The organism is Endozoicomonas sp. (assembly GCF_965196975.1).
Taxonomy (GTDB): Bacteria; Pseudomonadota; Gammaproteobacteria; order Pseudomonadales; family Endozoicomonadaceae; genus Endozoicomonas.
In genome coordinates, this window is the sequence record NZ_OZ239981.1 from 3,365,776 (window position 1) to 3,387,412 (window position 21,637).

Below are 21,637 nucleotides of genomic sequence, written 5' to 3' on the forward strand. Positions count from 1 at the left end.
CAACCATTTGTATAAAGCCATCAGCCAGCAGAGCTGGCGGGTGGCTTCACTGACCCGGAATTTTTGTATGAGCGCAGTCGTTTTTTCCAGCAAAGGTGACGAACAAAAGGTCATCGATCTGTACGAAGAGATCAATCATGTGCCGGCGGTTATGGAAGATCACCGTATCAATGGCATCAATAAAGAAGCACCAAGACCTCACGCCTTTCCATTCAGTCATGAATCCCTGGCGATCAATAATCAACCCGAAAAAGCCGGCAACTATCTCTCACTGAATGGCCTGTGGCAGTTTAACTGCGCCATCAATCCAGAGTCCCGTCCACGGGGTTTCCATCAGGAAAGCTTTGATGTTGACGGCTGGGACAGTATTCAGGTTCCCGGTAACTGGGAAGCCCAGGGCTTTGATAAGGCCATCTATCTGGATGAACGCTTTCCCTTTACCACCGAATGGCCGGAAGTGCCCAGAGACTACAACCCTGTAGGTTCTTATCGTCGTACGTTTACTCTGGATCAGAGCTGGTCTGGCCGGGAAATTTTCCTGCAACTGGCGGGAGCCCGCACAGCCACCTTTATCTGGATTAACGGGCAACGGGTTGGTTACAGCCAGAATGCCAAGAACCCTGCCGAGTTCAACATCAGTGCCTATGTCCGTGAGGGTGCTAACACCATTGCCCTGGAGATCTTCCGCTGGTCCAACGCCAGCTACCTGGAAAAGCAGGACATGCTGGATATGTCCGGGCTTGAGCGGGAAGTCTTTATCTATTCCACAGGCAAAAGCCGTATCTATGACTTCCACTGCAAACCTGAACTGGATGCAACCTTTACCCAGGGGTCATTAAGTCTCAGCGTTGATCTTAAGCACTACGGAAGCGATGCCGCCCAACTCACCCTCAAGGCACAGCTGCTGGATGATGCCAAAGGTTTTGATCCGATCATTGTCTGTACCGAGTCATTCACCCGGGAAGGCACTGAACAAAGCCTGAACTTTGCCGGAGAAGTGGCCAACCCACGCCTGTGGAGTGCCGAGGCACCCAACCTTTATACCCTGCTGATGACCCTGACCAATGAGCAGGGTGAGGTTATCGAAACCACCAGCCACAAGATCGGTTTCCGTCATGTAGAGATCATCGATGGTCAGCTGACCGTTAATGGCAAAGCCATCAAGATCAAAGGGGTGAACCGCCACGAGCTGCACCCGACACTGGGTCACGTTCCAACCGAAGAGCATATGCTCACCGATATCCGGTTGATGAAAGAGCACAACATCAACGCGGTGCGTACCAGCCACTTCCCCTGCCATTCCCGCTGGTATCAGCTCTGTGATGAACATGGTCTCTATGTTGTCGATGAAGCCAATATCGAATCCCATCCACTGGCTCTGAAACCGGAAACCCAGATTGGTGATACCGGGTCCTGGATTCCGGCGCATCTGGACCGCATGCAGGCCATGGTAGAGCGGGACAAGAACCACGCCTGTGTGATCATCTGGTCCATGGGTAATGAGGCAGGCAAAGGCTGTGTCTTTGAAACCCTGTACAACTGGGTGAAAGAGAAAGACAGCAGCCGTCCTGTGCAATATGAGCCAGCCGGTGAAGCACCATATACCGACATTGTCTGCCCGATGTACCCAACGCTCGAGCGCCTGGAAGAGTTTGCCCGGCAGAACGACGGCCGTCCAATGATCATGATTGAGTATGCCCATGCCATGGGTAATTCAGTCGGCATCCTCAACGACTACTGGAAGATCATTGATCACAGCCACTGCCTGCAGGGCGGTTTTATCTGGGAGTGGATGGACCATGCCCTGGAGCTGACCAATGAAAAAGGTCAAAAGTACTGGGGTTACGGCAAGGATTACCATCCGGATATGCCAACCGATGGTAACTTTATGAATGATGGCCTGGTAGCACCTGACCGGACACCACACCCTCATATGGCCGAAGTGAAGAAAGTGTATCAGCCTGTACGCTTCCATGCGGTTGACGCAACAGCTGGTCAGTTTGAGGTAGAAAACCGCTACGACTTTATTGGCCTTGATCACCTGGAAATCCGTTACCAGATTACCGCTGATGGTCATGAAGTAGCAAAAGGCAGCCTGGGCACTGTGTCCGTTGCTCCTGATCAGCGCGAAACACTGACGGTATCTCTGGAAAACCTGGCACTGAATGATAATAGAGAGTATCTGGTTACCCTGAGCGCAGTCAGCAGGAATGAAGAGGCCTTTGTTGGTTCTGGCTATGAATACGCCTGGGATCAGTTCAATATCACTGATCGTCTTGCATATCAGCAGCCCACTATTGACGATCACCAGACGCTGGAGCTTCATCAGTCTGACGCGACCATTGAAATCAAAGGTACTGACTTTACAGTGCATTTTGATCGTCAGAATGGCCAGATGACCGAGTTCTCAGTAGCTGGTCGTAATATGATCTGCACAGGCCTTGAACCCAACTTCTGGCGTGGACTGACTGATAACGATCTGGGTGCAAAAGCCTTTGAATGGGCCGATATCTGGAGAAATGCGGCGAAAGAACGTCAATTGTCTTTCATTGAGGTCACCGCACCTTCTACTCACGAAGTGAAAGTATCTACCCACTTCAACCTGCCTACCGTTGCCTGTGAGTACACCCTGAATTACACCATTTTTGCCGATGGTGAGATCAAGGTTGAAACCGAATTCACACCAGGCAATCGAGAACTGCCAATGATGATGCGGGTTGGCACACAGCTGACGCTGCCAGCAGAGTTTCAGTATATGCAGTGGTTTGGCCGGGGCCCAGTGGAAACCTACGCGGATCGCAAGGGTGCCAAAGCCGGTATTTACGGCGGCACAACCTGGGAGCAGTTCCATGCTTACCCAAGACCTCAGGAAAGCGGTAACAAAACCGATGTCCGCTGGGTTCGCTTGATGGATCGTGATGGATTCGGTCTGGAAGCCATGGCCGAGGACCAGCTGCTGAACACCAGTGCCTGGCCATTCGCGGCGGAAGAGCTGGATTTTGTTGCCGATGTCGGCGGCATGGGTGCCTCAGGCTTAACCCCCATGACCCGTAAACACGGCATTGACGTTCAGCCCGGCAACCTGACCACCTGGAATATCGATCTGGCCCAGATGGGTACCGGCGGTCAGAATTCCTGGGGATCACTGCCGCCAAAAGCTTACCAGCTTCCGGCCCAGCCCTATCGTTATTCATTCCGAATGAAACCTGTCAGACCCACTAATCGATAGGTCACTTTTTTAACCATTGCTTTCTCGACGCATCTGGCTGTTGTCAAACGGCCAGATGCACGAGAAGCCATACTGACGAACATAACCCACTAACACTGTCTTTTGTCGCATGGCTTCCCCGCCCTCCCTCCCAACCAGAACGACAGGACAACCGATTCAACAACACCCAAACAGGAAAAATTGGTATGTCTGCGACGCCCGATCAACGCTATAAGATGTCTTTAATGACATTCTTGTTTTTTTCGATTGCCGGTGGGGGATTTATCCTCAGGGGTATCGTCAATCAGTATACCGGGTGGGGTTATAACTCCTGGATACTGTTTGCGATCGCCACTCTGGTCTATGCAATTCCATATACGTTTATGGTCATCGAATTTTCGTCCATCCGGAAACTGGCGGATTCAGAGAGCGGGTACCAGACTTGGTTAAATCTGGTTCTGGGTAGAAAGTTCGGTTTTATCGGTGGATTTTTTTACTTTTATGTAAACATTTTCTTCTTTGTAGACCTTCTGCCCAATGTCATCACTTATTTCCTCTACACCATATTCGGAGACGGTCCCTATGTCGCTGAGCTAACCGGTGAGAGCTGGTTCAAGCCCATCATCAGTGTGGTTTCCATCGCCATTTTCTGGGTAGCGACCTGGGTGTCCATGAAAGGACCAAAGTGGTTGTCTCGCATTCTATCATCGGCTGGCTATGCCGGTTTTGGCCTAACAATACTGTTCATTATTGCCGCAGCCTACACGCTGATGACCGGTACCATAACCTTTGAGGGGCAACCGGTTATTCCACAGTTTATTGAAGAGATTGACCTGTCATGGTCCAGAATCGCCTCCATGTCCTGGGCCCTGCAATCACTGGGTGGCCTGGAAGCCCTGGCGGCATATAAGCGCAATATTCAGGGTGGCGAACGCAATTTCCGCATCGGTGTTCTGCTGAATGTCTTTATTTTCTCAACCATCATGATCATTGCCTCGATCATGGTCGCCATGGTACTGCCTGCTGAAGAGGCCGCCAGCCTTGGTCTGTTGTCTGCTATTTATGCAGTATTCCAGCAACTTGGTTTCCCGGTCTGGTGGACCAATGTGATTGCCCTGTTCATGCTGATCACGACCTTCTGTGGCTCACTGATGCTATGGACTGCAGCACCGGTGAAGATGCTGTTTGTTGATGCGCCAAAAGGTATCTTTGGCGATAAGCTCTCCGAGGTTAATCATGAGGGAACGCCAGTCAATGCCCTGAAAATGCAGGGGGCACTGGTGTCTGTCATCATGATTCTGTTTATGCTCGGACAGTTCAGTGCAGAAATGAATACCATACTGGTAGCCGTTAAAAACCTGAATGGCGGCGCTGCTACTCTGCCCGTTCTGTTTCTGGTGGCTGGTTATATCAAACTTCGCTGGGACTCCGAGAATCCGGATTACGAGCGGGATTTTTACTTTCTGGGCAAGGGGCGCTTCTGGGCATTACTGGCGGTTATGCCTATTGTTATCATTTTTACCGCTGCTACCGTTACGGCTCTTGTACCCAGCCCGGAAAGCTGGAACGCAAACTTCATGGGCTCATTGATTCAATTGATTCTTGGACCGATGAGCATTGTGGCGGTATTCATTTACTGCAGCATCATCTTCAACCGCTGGCGGACTAAAAACCCGAACGACACGTCCTACTTTAATGTGGTAGCACAGACACCGTAACTCGTATTACCACAGCCTTCTGGCAGTATTCAGAACTGGATGCTGCCAGCTCTCATATTCTCACTGAATAAGCAAAGCTGAGCTAAACCAAAGGAATGAGCTGACAATGAAAAAAAGAACGCACACTTGATCGCCTATCCATTCGCTGGTAGTTTCCGCGCGTCTCAAACTCTGCCTATAAGGAGGTACTTAGAATGAATCATCTTCATCGTTATCAATCGGAATTTGATCAGCGTCCCTGCATCATTTCAGGCTAATTAACAGCTCTATAGAATGTAAGGACGGCGCATTCACTTATTGTCGTAATTACAAACATGTTTAAACAACTTAATGAAGCAACGACTCAGCCTGTTGTGTGGTCAGCTTACACTGCGGAAGTCTTGTGGACAGATCGTCATATTGCCAGACAAATGCTGGCATATCACCTGAACCCTGATATTAACGCTGCCTCAAGATCCTTTGATTTTATTGACGAATCAGTCGACTGACTCATTTCAGCGTTTGGCCTTAACCAATCTTCAGCAACCATCGACTTTGGCTGCGGTCCCGGACTTTACACCCAGCGCCTGAAAAAACAGGGTATAGGCACTGTCGTCGGTCTCGATTTCTCGCAAAACTCCCTCGAATATGCCGGTCAGCAGGCAGAACAAGCGAACCTGCACATCGAATACCATCTGGGCAATTACCTGGACTACCACGATTCACGGCAGTTTGATTTGATCACATTAGTGATGTGTGACCTTTGCGCACTGAACCCATCTCAACGTACCAGGTTGCTGGGAAAGTTTAAGTCGGTGCTGAAACCGAATGGGGTTATCGCCTTGGATGTCTATACCTCTACCCGGTTTGAGAAGCAGGCAGAGGCTATCACCCTCGCCAGAAACGCTATGAACGGTTTCTGGAGTGCCCAGGACTATTGGTGTATTCAATCTTCCTTCCTGTATAGACCTGAACTGGTCACTCTGGACAAGTATGTCATCTGTGAAGAACAGAGGAAATGGACCGTCTACAACTGGCTGCAGCACTTCACCCATGACATGTTGAGCAATGAACTTGAGCAACACGATTTGAAAATTCAGGCAACCTACAGTGATTTACGCGGTAACCCCTGGGTTGATGGGGATGAAATGGCAGTCGTTATCGGTCATAAATAACTGAGCATTCCATAGAGCAGGGGCGATGATACCGCCCCACTTGATGGAATAAAATCAGGCACGCCTACGGCATTAACAAGTTACCGTTTTCTCGGCGTTTTATACAACGGCCAGATCAATTGCTCTTTCCAGTCTGACTTCAACATACCACTGACGCCATACTCTTCTGGATACTGTCGGGTAATTTTTGCTGTGCCAAACAACACATCCCAGAAAAACAACAGGTTTCCGTAATTGCCTTTGTAATGGGTAATACCATCCTCATTATTCAGCCCATGATGCGCCGAGTGAGTAGAAGGCGTTGAAATAACTCGTTCAATCACCCAGGCGACTGGGTGCAGGGCTTTATGTCGATACAAAACAGCATCCCACTTCCATTCTGAATGGGCCCCGATAATCACGGTCAGTTTCACAATAAGATAACCGGCATAGACCCAGCCAAACCCCAGGTAGATAAGAACACCGGAAAGCCAGATAGAGGGCATCATAAAATAGAAGAACAGATTGTTTCGATGTAACTATTCAGCACCCAGCAAAGGCGTATTGTTGTAATTTCGAACCGCTTTAAGAAGCGCCTGAAATATGTTCAACCCCTGCTTTTTAGCAGATGATAAATAGCTTCGGATTCGGGTAAACATGGTACCTCCGTCTTCGCTTCTGAAGCAGCCTGAGATCTTCTGCTTAAGTTTGGCCATCCTGGCATCACGTTCACTGCCATTGTTATCGAAGGGAATTGAAAAGTCCGACATGAAGCGCAACGTTTCAACCTTAAACTCAATAAGCCTTTTGAACAGGTTGTAGGCCTTGGTATTCCTGACCTTCTTACGTCCAAGCACCTGTCGTTGTTTTTCCATATAAGCGGTTTCCTTCGTGAGAGCCCTTTGAAGGATTTGGTCGTATATCGTCTCAATGCGAAGCTGTATTGCACCAGGCATTTGAGTCAGACCGGCTGCTTTGTATTTCTTGCAGAAGTGCCAGGAGAGCGTAAGCAATTTCATCAGCCGCAGAGCCAGCTTATTCGCATCCCTATCGACAACTCCCTGAAGCTCTCTCAGATGATGGGCATTACAAAGCACATGCACTGCCGCATAGGCAAAGTAGGACTTCCAATGATCGTGAACCAGAATGCCTGCAAAAGTCAGCAGGATGCCCATTGCATCCATTGCTTCACAACCTCGCCTTTCTGAGAGGTAGTAAAGCGTCCATTGGTCATCTCGCATAATGTGTAACCACCACAGTGAACCGTCAACCCGCATGCCAGTTTCATCCGCTCCTGCAACCGGACTTTCTTGTAAAGCATCGCGGATACTCTGCTCAGTAGAGGCCAGGTTCTCATGGGTATAGGCAACAAAATTGGCAACAGAGCCTGCGCTGACACTCATGCAATAAATAGTATTGAAATACTCAGACACCCGGTGATATGGGATGAAGTGATACTGGTTTAAATGAACAGCCATTGCCTGAGTCACTTCTCCGTATTGAGCAGCGGCTTTCACTCCTTGGGGAAACTCAGCGGTGTTCCGTTTACCACAAGGACATACTTTAACGTCTGCCCAGTACGCGGTAACTTCAAATTCTCCGGGTCTACCTGGATCAAAAACCTGTCGCTCAATGTATTTGGTGGGTTTAATATCGATAAGCGAAGACTGGCAACAGCAACATTTTTCAACCTTCAGATGCCTGACATAATCGGGTAAGGCGACACGTCTCAAACAAGAGCCTTGATGACCTTTCTGGCCACCTGGTTTATTGCCTGAAGATGGTCTAAGGCTTTTGGGGTTCGGTGTTTCCTGTGAGGAGCAGGGGGCTTCTTTGGAAGATGTATCACCTTTATCACTCCCTTTTTTACTGGGCTTTTGATAACCATCTGACGATGGTGGCTTACTACTGTTTTGACTGTTTTTATTAACCCTTTCTTCCAGTTCGCTGCAACGTTCCCGTAAAAGCGCATTCTCGGTCCGAAGCTCTTCATTCTCTTTAAGGAGAGCTTCGGTAAACGGAGTAGCTGGGAAGTCTGGTTCCATACTGGAGATTTGTTAGAAAAATTGAGTATAAGATGATGGTCGAAAAATCAGAAAATTCCAGATTTATATGAAGGGTGCTGAATAGTTACGTTTCGATAGACAATGCGGACGCTCATATAACGGGCATTGTGGTGAGCACGATGCAGTTTATACAGTGGAATAAAGGTATGACTGGCACGGTGCCACCAGTATTGCATCATGTCATCAAACACCAGGAACAAGGCGATCTGCCAGATCACTGGAACGTTTACCAGACTGTCTTTCAGCTGTGGCCATCCCAAAAACATCAGCTGGTCAACCAGAAACAGGATAAAAGGCTGGGTTGCAGCCAATAGAATAACGGTGCTGATTAGCTCGACCCGCCAGTCATCACTGACTTCACTGGCTTTTGAAAAGAGGCTCCCCTTTATCCCCTCAATAATGGCGAAGCCCAGAAAGATCAACATGATCACAGCCTGATAACTCATACATCCAAACCTTATTGTTATTATTCTTGTCATGCAGGTTAACAACTGCTGAAATCACCAAATATATAGTTTTATGTAATTCAGAGAGTATTTTATGGAGACAGGAAATCTCCACTTCCTTCCAGACACATTACTGGAGCAGCTGAAGGGTTATGGCAGCTGCCTGACTTACCAGGATGGAGAGGTTATTCATGCCCGCGGGGATAATACGCCTGGGTTATCTGTCGTCTACCGAGGGCAGGTCAAAATCGGGAATTATGGCCTTGATGGCCAGTACTGTTTAACCCGCATTCTTGAACAGGGAGAAACTTTTGGGGAGTTTACGGTATTTGCCGGGCTACCACGAACCCATCATGCCGAAGCTCATGGAATGGTCGAAGTTATTCAGTTAACCGCCCCACAGTATCAGAAGTGCAGCACCCAACTCCCTGAACTGACCAGTTTCATGCTTTCTTCGCTGGCGATCCGGCTGCATACCAGCCTGGAAATACTGGATGACATGCGTCGTCTGTCTTTGCCAGTCAGAACAGCCAAACTGTTGTTGTCAGAAGCAGAGAAGCAACAGAGTAACAGAGTAACAGCGTTCGAATCCGCCAGTCTGACCTGGCAGATATATTGGGAGTGACACTGCTTTCAGCCCATAAGGCTGTTGGCATTCTGGTGAAATCTGGTTATATCACTCAGTCCTACGGTTCTCTTAATATTAGAGATAGATCAGAAATGCTCGAATGGATTAGCTCTCATTCAAATATACGACCAATCTAAACGCCTTCTCTTCACTTCAACGGGCGTTTAAATGCAATAAACCAGCAAGATCCTCAGCCGAGCCTTCGGCTGACCTGATAATCTCTCTGGCAATCTGCACAACAAGTGCCGGATACTTTCCCACGGCTGTCTCTTCTGAGAACATAATCATATCTGCACCGTCATAAACCGCATTGGCAATGTCAGAGACCTCAGCTCTTGTCGGGGTTGGATTCGTCATCATGGAAGACATCATCTGGGTGGCAACAATCACTTTCTTACCCAGGCTTTTGGCCACCTGGATGATCTTTTTCTGCAGGAAAGGAACCTTAGCAATACCCATCTCAATCCCCAGATCACCTCTGGCAACCATCACCAGATCAGCTGCCTCGATAATTGACTCCAGATTATCAATCGCCTCCCGGGTTTCAATCTTGGCAACTACTTTTGCCGAACTCTGCAATTGGTTTATCTGCTTTTTGACCGCCAGAATATCCTGTGCACTTTTCACAAAGGAGACTGCTACATAATCAACCCCCATTGATAAAGCCATGGTCAGATCCGCTTTATCTTTTTCTGTGAATGCAGGAGCCGAAATCCCCCCTCCAACTTTATTAATACCCTTCCTGCTACCAACAACAGCATCATTGAGCACTTCACAGACAATTTCACCATCATCTGCCTGTAAAACTTTGAGGTTTACCAGGTTGTCTCCTATAACCAGCACATCGCCATGAATCACATCACTGACCAAGAATGGATAATCCACCGAAACTCTTGACCGATCACCGGTAATACTGGTATCCGTTGATAGCGTGAAAACATCACCTTTATGTATATGAACTTCTTTATTGGCGAAGTTCCCCAGCCGGATTTTAGGGCCCTGAAGGTCAGCCATTACTGCAATTGGTTTATTGTTGAATAAAGACCAGCTTTGAACCCGAAAAAAAGTACGCACATGCTCGACATGCGAATCATGAGAAAAATTTAACCTGACAATATCCGTATTTGCCAGCAGAGCATTAATTCGCTGAAGGCTACCAGGGCCAAGAGAAGAGATAAGTTTAGTACTTCCATCCTTATTTCCTGAATGACAGAAGGCAGTGGTTGCAACAAAAATGCTGAAAATTAAAAATAGCACTTTCCAAACATTAATCGCTTTCAGCATAACCATTGGACCAATAGGTTTAATTAAACACCTTATCATTTATAAACAATGTTTTTATCACTCGCCTGAAAAACTCCGAAAAGGCCAAGCATACAACGCTATAAAATGAACGCTGACACTTTTGAAAACCTCACATTATCAACCTAAAATACTGGCTATTTAATGAGAAAGTAAAAATCTGTTTGAATACTGATTATTAACTCCCAACTCTTAACCAATAAATCAAGAGCAATCATAGGTCGGGTGCTCTCTCAATTTGATAACTGACTCATAGGTTAGCTTCAACCTTTCCAGTCATGAACTCAGACCAAAGTTGTTCCCAGCGCCCCTTACTCTGGATCAGTGCTCTTGTTGTCAAAAGCACTTCCGCTCCTGTTGCTTTCCACCTCATTCCAGAACCACATAATCGTTGCTTTACCAGAGTCTTACAAGCCGCTTCAGTAACTCCTGAACCTATTGGCCAATGGCGTTTAAGCGCCTGATGATAATTCATTAACTGGTGATTGTTTGTAAAATAGCTCACAGCTTTGTAGCGCTTCTCTGTCAGTGCGATTGTCTTTTTCGGGAGCTCGGCTGATTCAATTTCCTGAAGGATTTTTTTGGCTGCTCCACGCTTGTTTTTCAAACTATGTAGCCTGTCTTCAAGCCACTGGTGTCGCTTCGCCTTACTGGTTGGAAACAGTGCTTCCGCTGCTCCAGCTAAATATTCAGATGCATGATAAAAATCGAGTATCTGCCCAGAGGTATGTTGTTTCAAATAACTCCAGTTTTCTCTAGCCCCGTCAGCTACCCCGATGTATGTGGCATTTGGGTAGAGTCGTTTTAGATCTGCAATCTCCTCGTCGAGCTTGCTCATAAAGCTTTGTTTACCATACTCTGGCGAACTGGCTGTATATATCGTGTGGAGCCTGTCTCCATCTGCAGAATATAGGCTCAATGTCCCACACATGGCTTCCCTCCAGCCTTCTTCACAAAGCAGCATGCAGGTTCCATCCAGACCAATGGCTATTGTTTCAACAGGCTCTTTTAGTGGAGGAAGGTGGTAGTGAGTGTCTTGCTGGTCTTCAATTAATGCACCTACTCTGTCCGATAAATGCTTGATATAAGAATTTGAAAGCGTCCTTTGATGGTTGGTCTCAAAATCTTCTTTTACCGCAGGCGCTGGCATCTGGCTGTATTTCCAGGCGATAGACTTGGCAAATTTGGGGGTAGCTGAACCAATAATACCGGCACGAAGATCAAGTGCTGCCAGAGTACTGCCACCTCTGACACCCTGATATACGGAGCGCTCCAAAGGTATACGACCGTATAAGGTTTCATAGTGCTTAAGAACCTTTCCTTTGTAGTTCCACTTCTGCTGATTAACGACGATAGGTTCTTTATTGGGTGATTCAAATAGCCCCAATAACTCTTTTGTTCCAAGCTGCCCGGCTTCATTGAGTGCACGCTGTAAACTATCTTCAAGATTCAGCATGTTGCCTGAATCTATAGAAACTTCAATTTGCAAAACGATGCTTTTGGTAGAGCTGGAAATAACAGAAGCGGGCATGACAGTTAACTATTATGAGTGGTGTTCCCATAGTAGCTGTGAAAATAGAGCACTATTGTTTCAATCATTCAGAGAGAGCACCCGGTGATACAGGAGTTAAGCTTAAACTTGCTGCTATAAGTGATTTTAAAGGGTGGGTTACTAATGTAATGGATTTTAAAGCCATTGATGCCCTGCCTGATGATCAGGTGAAAAGTTATCTTAATGATAAGGAGATGTCTGCAAGTGAACTTCTGAATGAAGTTGAGCAGTTTGAAGGGATGCTTGGTCGAGTCAGGGGTAAGCTGATTCAGTCTAAAGCCGCAAAAAGTGATTCAGGAAAATACCCCGCAGTAGAAGCTGAGCTATCTTCTGAAGCAGGGTCATCAAGCCAACATAAGTTTTCTAAGAAGAGGAAACTTCAGGCAGATGCGCAACCTACACTAGTAACCTCCGCACATACTCCGAAGCTAGTAGAGCATCAACCAGATCAGCAAGAGCCAACATCATCGAAAAAAGACATCGCCCGGCCTTCTCAACAAGGAGTGCCTCTAGTCAAAAAGAAGCGGATTCCTACTGAGACAGCGATGGATTGGCCTCACACAATTGATGTATTGGTTGGTGATATCGAAGAAAAAATGAATCGCCTTCGTGATGCTAAAGGTGGATGCCCTAAGGATCTCCAGCCATGCTGGTATGCTTTAATCTCCGGGCACTACGGGGATGCAATTAAAGAGTTACTAATAACAATAGTAGTTAGTGAAAGGCCAAAATCACAATTGTCTGAGCTGCAAAAAAGAGTGGTAGACTCAGGGATAATTGAATTATCAGAGGGAGAAAACGAAGCTGTAATAAATAGTCGACAGTCTAGGCAACTTAAAAAATATCTCACAGAACGTATTTTTAATGGAAAGATGGTTGCATTTAAATTTGCTGACTTTTGTAAATTTATAGAAACAATAGATGGTTATAGAGAATGCTATGATATCCCAGCCAGGCTGTGCTGGCTTGGGGATGAAATTAGGCGGGTGATACATTGTACTCATTTTGAAAAAGGAATAACTTTGGAAGAGAACGAGGGGTGGGATCAGCTTTGCAAGAGTCGGTTAAAGAAACCAATAATCGACTTGATGTCTGTGATTTCTTTGACTGGCTCTGATAGAGTGGGCGAACTCAGAAAACTGCAAGAAAAACTTCAGTGTGTTATTAAGAAAAACCTGCCTTTTGTTGCTTCAAGCTTTGATGGAGAAGATGAAAAAATTACACCTAAGCAAGCAGAAGATTTTTACAAATATATAAAAAATATCTGCTGTAGGTCTGATTTAATTAGAATCGATTTTAATAAGCTTCGAATACGTTTAACAACCATAGATGATATTTCAGGAGTTGATAATGATGAAGAGATGAGTTTTCAGTATCAATCTGGTTGAAGAGCTGGGAAATACAAAATTGCTATCATTTTTAACTTTCAGCAGACTTTGTATTTCCCTTTTTATTAAAGTGAAGTCTTAGCTATCTCAAGGGTTTGAACCACCTTAACCGATTGGCATTCGACACTACGGTAACCGACGACAGTGCCATGGCACCACCGGCTATGACTGGGTTGAGCAGCATACCGGTAAAGGGAAACAGAATACCCGCGGCGATGGGGATTCCCAGAGAGTTGTAGATAAAAGCACCAAACAGGTTCTGTTTGATGTTTCTCAGTGTTGCCCTTGAAAGCTCAATGGCATCTACCACACCGTGAAGAGAAGCACCCATCAGGGTCACATTCGCAGACTCAATGGCAACATCAGTGCCTGTGCCAATGGCAAAGCCAACGTCGGATTGAGCCAGGGCGGGCGCATCGTTGATGCCGTCGCCAGCCATACCGACTTTATGACCACTCTGCTGTAGCTCTTTCACATGCCTGGCTTTATCTTCCGGCAGAACTTCTGCATGGAACTCATCGATACCAGCCTGCCTGGCAATGGCCTGTGCGGTTAACCGGTTATCTCCCGTAAGCATAACCACCTTGATGCCCAGTTTATGCAGTCGCTGGATGGCTGCCTTTGAGTCAGAACGGATAGGGTCAGAAACCGAGATGATACCGGCCAGTTGATGATCAATCGCCATAAACATCGGGGTTTGCCCCTGTTCTGCCAGTTGCTCTGCTTTACTGACAAGACTTTCAACGTTGAGGCCATTGTCCTTCATCAGCTTTTCATTACCCAGCAGCAATACATGACCATCGACTTTGCCGGATACGCCATGACCGGGAATAGCCTGAAAACCCTCAACGGATTTAAGTACTATTTGCTTAGATTGACCGGATTCTACAATCGCTTCAGCAAGGGGGTGTTCTGAGCCCTGCTCCAGGCTGGCAGCCAGCATTAAGAGTTCCGCTTCTGTATATGGCTCAAGGCTGAAGATTTCGGTAACCGTGGGGCGGCCTTCCGTGATGGTTCCTGTTTTATCCAGAACCAGTGTCGTCAGCTTGCTGGCCTGCTGCAACGCATCCCCCTTGCGGATCAAGATACCCAGTTCCGCTGCTTTCCCCACACCCACCATGACTGACATAGGGGTGGCAAGACCCAGTGCGCAGGGGCAGGCAATGATCAGCACCGTGGTGGTGACCACCAGCATATGGGCAACCTTAGGCTCAGGCCCAACAAAAAACCAGACAGCGGCAGCCAGTATGGCAATCAGAATAACTGCCGGAACAAAGATGCTGGAAATTTTATCGGCCAGCCGGGCGATCGGCATCTTTGAACTCTGCGCTTTTTTAACCAGTGCAATAATCTGCGCAAGGGCGGTTTCGCTGCCTACTTTTTCAGCCGTGAACAGCAGCGATCCATTTTTATTCAGAGTACCGGCGGTAATGGTGCCACCCACATTCTTTTCTACGGGAATAGGCTCACCCGTCAGCATGGACTCGTCCACAAAGCTGTTGCCATCAACAATCTTGCCATCCACCGGAATTTTCTCTCCAGGGCGCACCCGCAGCGTATCGCCTTTGCGTACTTGCTGCACAGGGATATCCAGCTCTTTACCCTCACGGATCACACGCGCTGTTTTGGCCTGAAGTCCAAGCAGACGTTTGACCGCTTCACTGGTTTTACCCCTGGCCCTCAACTCAAGCGCATGGCCCAGGTTAATCAGGCCAATAATCATCGCAGAAGCTTCAAAATAGACATGCCGGGCACTGGCTGGCAGCCACTCAGGAAACAGCACAACAATCATGGAAAAGAGCCAGGCTGCACCGGTGCCCAGTGCCACCAGAGTGTCCATATTGGCATTACGATGTTTCAGGGACTGCCACATGCCAGTGAAAAAGTGCCCTCCGGAGAAATACAGAATCAGCCCGGTAAGTACGCCAACCACTCCCCAGGCAACCTGCTCCTGAGTGTTGTTGACGCTCATCTCTCCGGTAACCATTCCCCAGATCATCAACGGGATCCCAAGACCCAGGGCGATGGCGGTATGTTTCAGCAGATAGCGATAACGTCGCCTGTCTTCTGCTTCCTGCTGCTCCTGCTGTTGTTCAAATGAGCTTTCTTTTAGGTTGAGAACAGTGCCGGGAAATCCAGCTTTCTCCAGTGCAGCAAGCACGGTATCGATATCTTTATTAATATCCGTATCGCTGACGCTTTCTACCAGAACGGTTTTATCCGCGAGATTAACGGTTCCCTTAACGTCATTAATACTTTGCAGTGACTTCTCAATTTTCCCAACGCATGAGGCGCAGTTCATGGAGGCGACGGAAATGATCGCAGAGGGTTGTACCCCGGAGGCAAGCTCAGCGCCAAAACCGACACCTTCTATGGCACTGACTAACTCTTCCGTAGCAGCAGTTCCGGCAACCCTTGCAGTACGGTCAGCAAGATTGACGCTGGCTTCAGTAACGCCGGCAACCGCAAGCAGGGCTTTTTCTACCTTGCCAACACAGCCGGCACAGCGAAGGCCACTCAATCGCAGCTCAGTTTCTCGGGCGGTCATGGGTTATGCTCCTGTGGCTATTTTGCCACTGATTGATTCATCATGAGGTAAGCATAACCCTTCCCCTTACTGGAAGGTAAAGAGATGATTAGTTTTTAACTGAGAAAACTTACTAAGCGTAGGAAGGCATGCTTGGATCTATGCGACGGGGGGGCTCTGATTCAGAACAGGCTTCGAGTTGACTTTCTTCTGCCTGGACTTCATTAAGAGCCTCGAAAATTATTTGAAGCTCTTCAGGGGAGATATTTTGGGCAAGCAGTTGAGCGAGCTGTTGATGTTCGGTGCTATCTGTTTTCTTACCACGACACCAGTTAAAAGTAGCTCTCACTGTTCCAGCCAACATACCCATAGCACTACTGAAACCGACGGTTCCCCCGAACCCCTGAACCAAGGCTGTATTTACAATACCGATCAAGTTTGAAAATGCATCAAAACTTGCCCAATTGGCGAGAATGGTTAGCTGACTAGCATCGAGTTCTTGTGTATCAATCAAAGTTTGATTACCTGACATTTCACGATAGTTATTAGAAATTTTTATAGTATCTTCACTAATAGCTCTCTGATATTGGACTGCATTGTAGATAGCAAGAGCCGTCACTACCAAGGAAGCTATACCGATAAGACTGTTTCCTGCAATTTTTTTCCAAGAGCCTGTGAAGTACTGTTGATATTTATTTTTGAAATATTCAACGGGTGCTCTCTCAATTTGATAACTGACTCATAGGTTAGCTTCAACCTTTCCAGTCATGAACTCAGACCAAAGTTGTTCCCAGCGCCCCTTACTCTGGATCAGTGCTCTTGTTGTCAAAAGCACTTCCGCTCCTGTTGCTTTCCACCTCATTCCAGAACCACATAATCGTTGCTTTACCAGAGTCTTACAAGCCGCTTCAGTAACTCCTGAACCTATTGGCCAATGGCGTTTAAGCGCCTGATGATAATTCATTAACTGGTGATTGTTTGTAAAATAGCTCACAGCTTTGTAGCGCTTCTCTGTCAGTGCGATTGTCTTTTTCGGGAGCTCGGCTGATTCAATTTCCTGAAGGATTTTTTTGGCTGCTCCACGCTTGTTTTTCAAACTATGTAGCCTGTCTTCAAGCCACTGGTGTCGCTTCGCCTTACTGGTTGGAAACAGTGCTTCCGCTGCTCCAGCTAAATATTCAGATGCATGATAAAAATCGAGTATCTGCCCAGAGGTATGTTGTTTCAAATAACTCCAGTTTTCTCTAGCCCCGTCAGCTACCCCGATGTATGTGGCATTTGGGTAGAGTCGTTTTAGATCTGCAATCTCCTCGTCGAGCTTGCTCATAAAGCTTTGTTTACCATACTCTGGCGAACTGGCTGTATATATCGTGTGGAGCCTGTCTCCATCTGCAGAATATAGGCTCAATGTCCCACACATGGCTTCCCTCCAGCCTTCTTCACAAAGCAGCATGCAGGTTCCATCCAGACCAATGGCTATTGTTTCAACAGGCTCTTTTAGTGGAGGAAGGTGGTAGTGAGTGTCTTGCTGGTCTTCAATTAATGCACCTACTCTGTCCGATAAATGCTTGATATAAGAATTTGAAAGCGTCCTTTGATGGTTGGTCTCAAAATCTTCTTTTACCGCAGGCGCTGGCATCTGGCTGTATTTCCAGGCGATAGACTTGGCAAATTTGGGGGTAGCTGAACCAATAATACCGGCACGAAGATCAAGTGCTGCCAGAGTACTGCCACCTCTGACACCCTGATATACGGAGCGCTCCAAAGGTATACGACCGTATAAGGTTTCATAGTGCTTAAGAACCTTTCCTTTGTAGTTCCACTTCTGCTGATTAACGACGATAGGTTCTTTATTGGGTGATTCAAATAGCCCCAATAACTCTTTTGTTCCAAGCTGCCCGGCTTCATTGAGTGCACGCTGTAAACTATCTTCAAGATTCAGCATGTTGCCTGAATCTATAGAAACTTCAATTTGCAAAACGATGCTTTTGGTAGAGCTGGAAATAACAGAAGCGGGCATGACAGTTAACTATTATGAGTGGTGTTCCCATAGTAGCTGTGAAAATAGAGCACTATTGTTTCAATCATTCAGAGAGAGCACCCTATTCAACTGTATCTGTATTGTTTCCATCTCTCAGAAGAAAACAACACACTTTATTAAAAAGGTGAAAAGACAAATCTTTTGTTCCTATTAACATCTTTGACATGACATAAGTTTCCAATATTAAGTTTACTATTGCATGAGGAAGCATCATAAGAGACAAAAGGGAACGGGCCAGAATAGAGTAGGCAAACTTGGGGGGAGTATTGTCAATAAATAACGAGTTTGTTGTTTGTTCTGTGCCAAGAGGAAATGCATAGGCTGACATAATGATGTTAATAATGCTATGCCAATTAGAGATTTGTTGAACATTGACTGTTCTGATAATGAACTTCTTTGCGGCCATAAGATGGTTAAAATTTTCAATTGGAGTAGTTCAGACTTAATCTGACATTTTCTTCTCATCAAAAGAAAAGGGTTACCGATTTAGAAAGAAGGTGAGTTCACTGAAATCTAAATCATTAAAGGTGACCCTTATGATTCACACCAACCAGAAAATCATCAAGCACAAGGTCGGGCTACTGAACCTTGCAGATGAGCTCGGAAACATCTCTAAAGCCTGTAAAACCATGGGTGTCTCCAGAGATACATTTTATCGTTACCGGGATGCTGTTGATGAAGGTGGGGTCGAAGCACTTCTTGATCAAAGCCGAAGAGTTCCAAACCTCAAAAACCGAGTAGACCCCGCTGTTGAAAAAGCGGTTCTTGAGTATGCGGTAGAAGATCCTGCCCATGGGCAGGCCCGTGTTTCCAATGAACTTCGCAAGCAAGGTATCTTCGTCTCTCCCAGCGGTGTGAGAAGCATCTGGCTAAGAAATGATCTGGGAAGCTTCAAACTGCGCCTCAAAGCCCTTGAAGAGAAAGTGGCTCGAGAAGGAATCATTCTCACCGAGTCCCAGGTCAGGGCACTTGAGCGCAAGAAGCTGGATGATGAGGCCAGTGGTGAGATTGACACAGCGCACCCTGGCTACCTTGGTTCACAGGACACTTTCTATGTTGGAACCTTTAAAGGTGTTGGCCGCGTTTATCAGCAGACTTATGTTGATACTTACTCCAAGGTAGCGCAGGCCAAACTCTATAAGACAAAGACCCCAATTACGGCTGCAGACCTGCTCAATGACCGCGTGTTGCCATTCTATGAAGCTCAAGAGCTACCTGTGCTCAGAATACTGACAGACAGAGGTACAGAGTATTGTGGTCGTGCTGATCAACACGATTATCAACTTTACCTGGCGGTGAACGACATTGAACATACGAAGACGAAAACCCGGCATCCACAAACGAATGGAATCTGTGAACGCTTCCATAAAACGATTCTGCAGGAGTTTTATCAACCTGCATTGAGAAAGACGCTGTATACGAGTATTGAGATGATTCAGTCAGATCTGGACGAATGGTTAATTCACTACAATACTGAGCGTACCCATCAAGGTAAGCAGTGCAACGGGAGAACGCCGATAGAAACACTGATTGATGGGAAAGAGATCTGGAAGGAAAAGTTCATAGCCTGAATTTAACCTGACAGACACCTTCTTGAAAATCGGTAACTGTCAGGTCAGGTCTGAACTTCTACATTTCAATGCTTCAGTACCAACACCAAAAATGGTTACGCCTTCAAAAGTACCCAGTGGAATACCAGCAGCGAGACCAAACACCTTTGATGCCTCTGCTCCGACCCGATATGCATCACTAGCTGTGGCCATTGTGAGTAATGCAAGATATATGGCAATACCAGCTTTCTTCAGTCCTGACATTGACTGCCAGTGCTCTTTAATATTTGGAGGTAAATCTGAGACTGAATCGACGGCTAAGGCTCCAGTGGCTAGTGATCCAATCATTGTGATTATAAACTCCCTGGCTGTGGAGTTACTATCAAGAATAAATGAAATATGTCTGCCAAATGAGCTGGATAAGCAAGCACATGTTAAAATCCCTTGTAAGATTGATGTCGGCTCCTGTATTTGAATAATAAAATCTGCAACTGCTTTTTTAGCATCATGTGGAGAAAGTGAGTAACGTTCAATAATATGGCTTTCCAGTTCTTTGATCTGTTCAGGAGTTAAATTTCCGAGTTGATTGATGATCGAATTTACTCTGGCTTGATGATCTGGTTCGATTTGTATTTGCATAGGGTGCTCTCTCTGAATGATTGAAACAATAGTGCTCTATTTTCACAGCTACTATGGGAACACCACTCATAATAGTTAACTGTCATGCCCGCTTCTGTTATTTCCAGCTCTACCAAAAGCATCGTTTTGCAAATTGAAGTTTCTATAGATTCAGGCAACATGCTGAATCTTGAAGATAGTTTACAGCGTGCACTCAATGAAGCCGGGCAGCTTGGAACAAAAGAGTTATTGGGGCTATTTGAATCACCCAATAAAGAACCTATCGTCGTTAATCAGCAGAAGTGGAACTACAAAGGAAAGGTTCTTAAGCACTATGAAACCTTATACGGTCGTATACCTTTGGAGCGCTCCGTATATCAGGGTGTCAGAGGTGGCAGTACTCTGGCAGCACTTGATCTTCGTGCCGGTATTATTGGTTCAGCTACCCCCAAATTTGCCAAGTCTATCGCCTGGAAATACAGCCAGATGCCAGCGCCTGCGGTAAAAGAAGATTTTGAGACCAACCATCAAAGGACGCTTTCAAATTCTTATATCAAGCATTTATCGGACAGAGTAGGTGCATTAATTGAAGACCAGCAAGACACTCACTACCACCTTCCTCCACTAAAAGAGCCTGTTGAAACAATAGCCATTGGTCTGGATGGAACCTGCATGCTGCTTTGTGAAGAAGGCTGGAGGGAAGCCATGTGTGGGACATTGAGCCTATATTCTGCAGATGGAGACAGGCTCCACACGATATATACAGCCAGTTCGCCAGAGTATGGTAAACAAAGCTTTATGAGCAAGCTCGACGAGGAGATTGCAGATCTAAAACGACTCTACCCAAATGCCACATACATCGGGGTAGCTGACGGGGCTAGAGAAAACTGGAGTTATTTGAAACAACATACCTCTGGGCAGATACTCGATTTTTATCATGCATCTGAATATTTAGCTGGAGCAGCGGAAGCACTGTTTCCAACCAGTAAGGCGAAGCGACACCAGTGGCTTGAAGACAGGCTACATAGTTTGAAAAACAAGCGTGGAGCAGCCAAAAAAATCCTTCAGGAAATTGAATCAGCCGAGCTCCCGAAAAAGACAATCGCACTGACAGAGAAGCGCTACAAAGCTGTGAGCTATTTTACAAACAATCACCAGTTAATGAATTATCATCAGGCGCTTAAACGCCATTGGCCAATAGGTTCAGGAGTTACTGAAGCGGCTTGTAAGACTCTGGTAAAGCAACGATTATGTGGTTCTGGAATGAGGTGGAAAGCAACAGGAGCGGAAGTGCTTTTGACAACAAGAGCACTGATCCAGAGTAAGGGGCGCTGGGAACAACTTTGGTCTGAGTTCATGACTGGAAAGGTTGAAGCTAACCTATGAGTCAGTTATCAAATTGAGAGAGCACCCCATAGGTCAATAGCTATTACTCGGCTTAAATATCAAAGAAAAAAATG

Annotated in this window: 17 protein-coding genes; 7 read left to right on the forward strand and 10 right to left on the reverse strand. The window is 46.5% G+C overall.

Annotated elements, in window-relative coordinates; all coding sequences use genetic code 11:
• Positions 1-67 precede the first annotated feature (67 nt).
• The 3 genes from ACOCLE_RS15120 to ACOCLE_RS15130 all read left to right on the forward strand — a co-directional run bounded on the left by ACOCLE_RS15120 (position 68) and on the right by ACOCLE_RS15130 (position 6,080).
• On the forward strand, positions 68-3,229 hold the full coding sequence (locus ACOCLE_RS15120; protein WP_419533168.1) for a glycoside hydrolase family 2 TIM barrel-domain containing protein: 3,162 nt from the start codon (positions 68-70) through the stop codon (positions 3,227-3,229).
• Between the two features lie 224 nt (positions 3,230-3,453).
• A complete protein-coding gene (locus ACOCLE_RS15125) occupies positions 3,454-4,926 on the forward strand; it encodes an amino acid permease (RefSeq protein WP_419533169.1) in 1,473 nt (490 codons plus the stop codon).
• Between the two features lie 527 nt (positions 4,927-5,453).
• Entirely contained in the window at positions 5,454-6,080 is a 627-nt protein-coding gene (locus tag ACOCLE_RS15130) for a class I SAM-dependent methyltransferase (protein WP_419537215.1), read from the forward strand.
• An 80-nt stretch (positions 6,081-6,160) separates the two neighbouring features.
• Here ACOCLE_RS15130 and ACOCLE_RS15135 read toward each other — a convergent pair whose 3' ends face one another.
• Genes ACOCLE_RS15135 through ACOCLE_RS15145 form a run of 3 tightly spaced genes read right to left on the reverse strand, consistent with a single transcriptional unit; the run spans position 6,161 to position 8,571 of the window.
• On the reverse strand, positions 6,161-6,568 hold the full coding sequence (locus ACOCLE_RS15135) for a sterol desaturase family protein (protein WP_419533170.1): 408 nt from the start codon (positions 6,566-6,568) through the stop codon (positions 6,161-6,163).
• A gap of 30 nt (positions 6,569-6,598) precedes the next feature.
• On the reverse strand, positions 6,599-8,104 hold the full coding sequence (tnpC, locus tag ACOCLE_RS15140) for an IS66 family transposase (protein WP_419532963.1): 1,506 nt from the start codon (positions 8,102-8,104) through the stop codon (positions 6,599-6,601).
• Between the two features lie 47 nt (positions 8,105-8,151).
• Positions 8,152-8,571, reverse strand: a complete 420-nt coding sequence (locus tag ACOCLE_RS15145) for a sterol desaturase family protein (RefSeq protein ID WP_419533171.1) — start codon at positions 8,569-8,571, stop codon at positions 8,152-8,154.
• 94 nt (positions 8,572-8,665) lie between these two features.
• Between ACOCLE_RS15145 and ACOCLE_RS15150 the strand changes: the two genes are divergently transcribed.
• Complete coding sequence (locus ACOCLE_RS15150) at positions 8,666-9,196, forward strand: Crp/Fnr family transcriptional regulator (protein WP_419533172.1); 531 nt, start codon at positions 8,666-8,668, stop codon at positions 9,194-9,196.
• A 156-nt stretch (positions 9,197-9,352) separates the two neighbouring features.
• On the opposite strand, the gene pyk is transcribed toward ACOCLE_RS15150, so the two are convergent.
• Positions 9,353-10,483 (reverse strand): pyruvate kinase, encoded by a 1,131-nt coding sequence (pyk, locus tag ACOCLE_RS15155; RefSeq protein WP_419533173.1) that lies wholly within the window; start codon positions 10,481-10,483, stop codon positions 9,353-9,355.
• A 268-nt stretch (positions 10,484-10,751) separates the two neighbouring features.
• On the reverse strand, positions 10,752-12,032 hold the full coding sequence (locus tag ACOCLE_RS15160) for an ISKra4 family transposase (RefSeq protein ID WP_419532972.1): 1,281 nt from the start codon (positions 12,030-12,032) through the stop codon (positions 10,752-10,754).
• Positions 12,033-12,046: 14 nt separating this feature from the next.
• Here ACOCLE_RS15160 and ACOCLE_RS15165 point away from each other — a divergent pair, with 14 nt between their 5' ends.
• Positions 12,047-13,441, forward strand: a complete 1,395-nt coding sequence (locus tag ACOCLE_RS15165) for a hypothetical protein (protein WP_419533174.1) — start codon at positions 12,047-12,049, stop codon at positions 13,439-13,441.
• A gap of 82 nt (positions 13,442-13,523) precedes the next feature.
• On the opposite strand, the gene ACOCLE_RS15170 is transcribed toward ACOCLE_RS15165, so the two are convergent.
• The 4 genes from ACOCLE_RS15170 to ACOCLE_RS15185 form a co-directional block, all read right to left on the reverse strand.
• Positions 13,524-15,989 carry a heavy metal translocating P-type ATPase gene (locus tag ACOCLE_RS15170; RefSeq protein WP_419533175.1) on the reverse strand — a complete coding sequence of 822 codons (2,466 nt, stop codon included), beginning with the start codon at positions 15,987-15,989 and terminating at the stop codon, positions 13,524-13,526.
• A 112-nt stretch (positions 15,990-16,101) separates the two neighbouring features.
• Complete coding sequence (locus ACOCLE_RS15175) at positions 16,102-16,593, reverse strand: hypothetical protein (protein WP_419533176.1); 492 nt, start codon at positions 16,591-16,593, stop codon at positions 16,102-16,104.
• Positions 16,594-16,707: 114 nt separating this feature from the next.
• A complete protein-coding gene (locus ACOCLE_RS15180) occupies positions 16,708-17,988 on the reverse strand; it encodes an ISKra4 family transposase (protein WP_419532972.1) in 1,281 nt (426 codons plus the stop codon).
• 82 nt (positions 17,989-18,070) lie between these two features.
• Positions 18,071-18,415, reverse strand: a complete 345-nt coding sequence (locus tag ACOCLE_RS15185; protein WP_419533177.1) for a hypothetical protein — start codon at positions 18,413-18,415, stop codon at positions 18,071-18,073.
• A 130-nt stretch (positions 18,416-18,545) separates the two neighbouring features.
• Between ACOCLE_RS15185 and ACOCLE_RS15190 the strand changes: the two genes are divergently transcribed.
• Positions 18,546-19,580: an IS481 family transposase gene (locus tag ACOCLE_RS15190; protein WP_419533178.1), complete on the forward strand. Its 1,035-nt coding sequence runs from the start codon at positions 18,546-18,548 to the stop codon at positions 19,578-19,580.
• A 39-nt stretch (positions 19,581-19,619) separates the two neighbouring features.
• Here ACOCLE_RS15190 and ACOCLE_RS15195 read toward each other — a convergent pair whose 3' ends face one another.
• Positions 19,620-20,198, reverse strand: a complete 579-nt coding sequence (locus ACOCLE_RS15195; RefSeq protein ID WP_419533179.1) for a hypothetical protein — start codon at positions 20,196-20,198, stop codon at positions 19,620-19,622.
• Positions 20,199-20,282: 84 nt separating this feature from the next.
• On the opposite strand from ACOCLE_RS15195, the gene ACOCLE_RS15200 reads away from it, so the two are divergent.
• Positions 20,283-21,563, forward strand: a complete 1,281-nt coding sequence (locus ACOCLE_RS15200) for an ISKra4 family transposase (protein ID WP_419532972.1) — start codon at positions 20,283-20,285, stop codon at positions 21,561-21,563.
• Positions 21,564-21,637 lie beyond the last annotated feature (74 nt).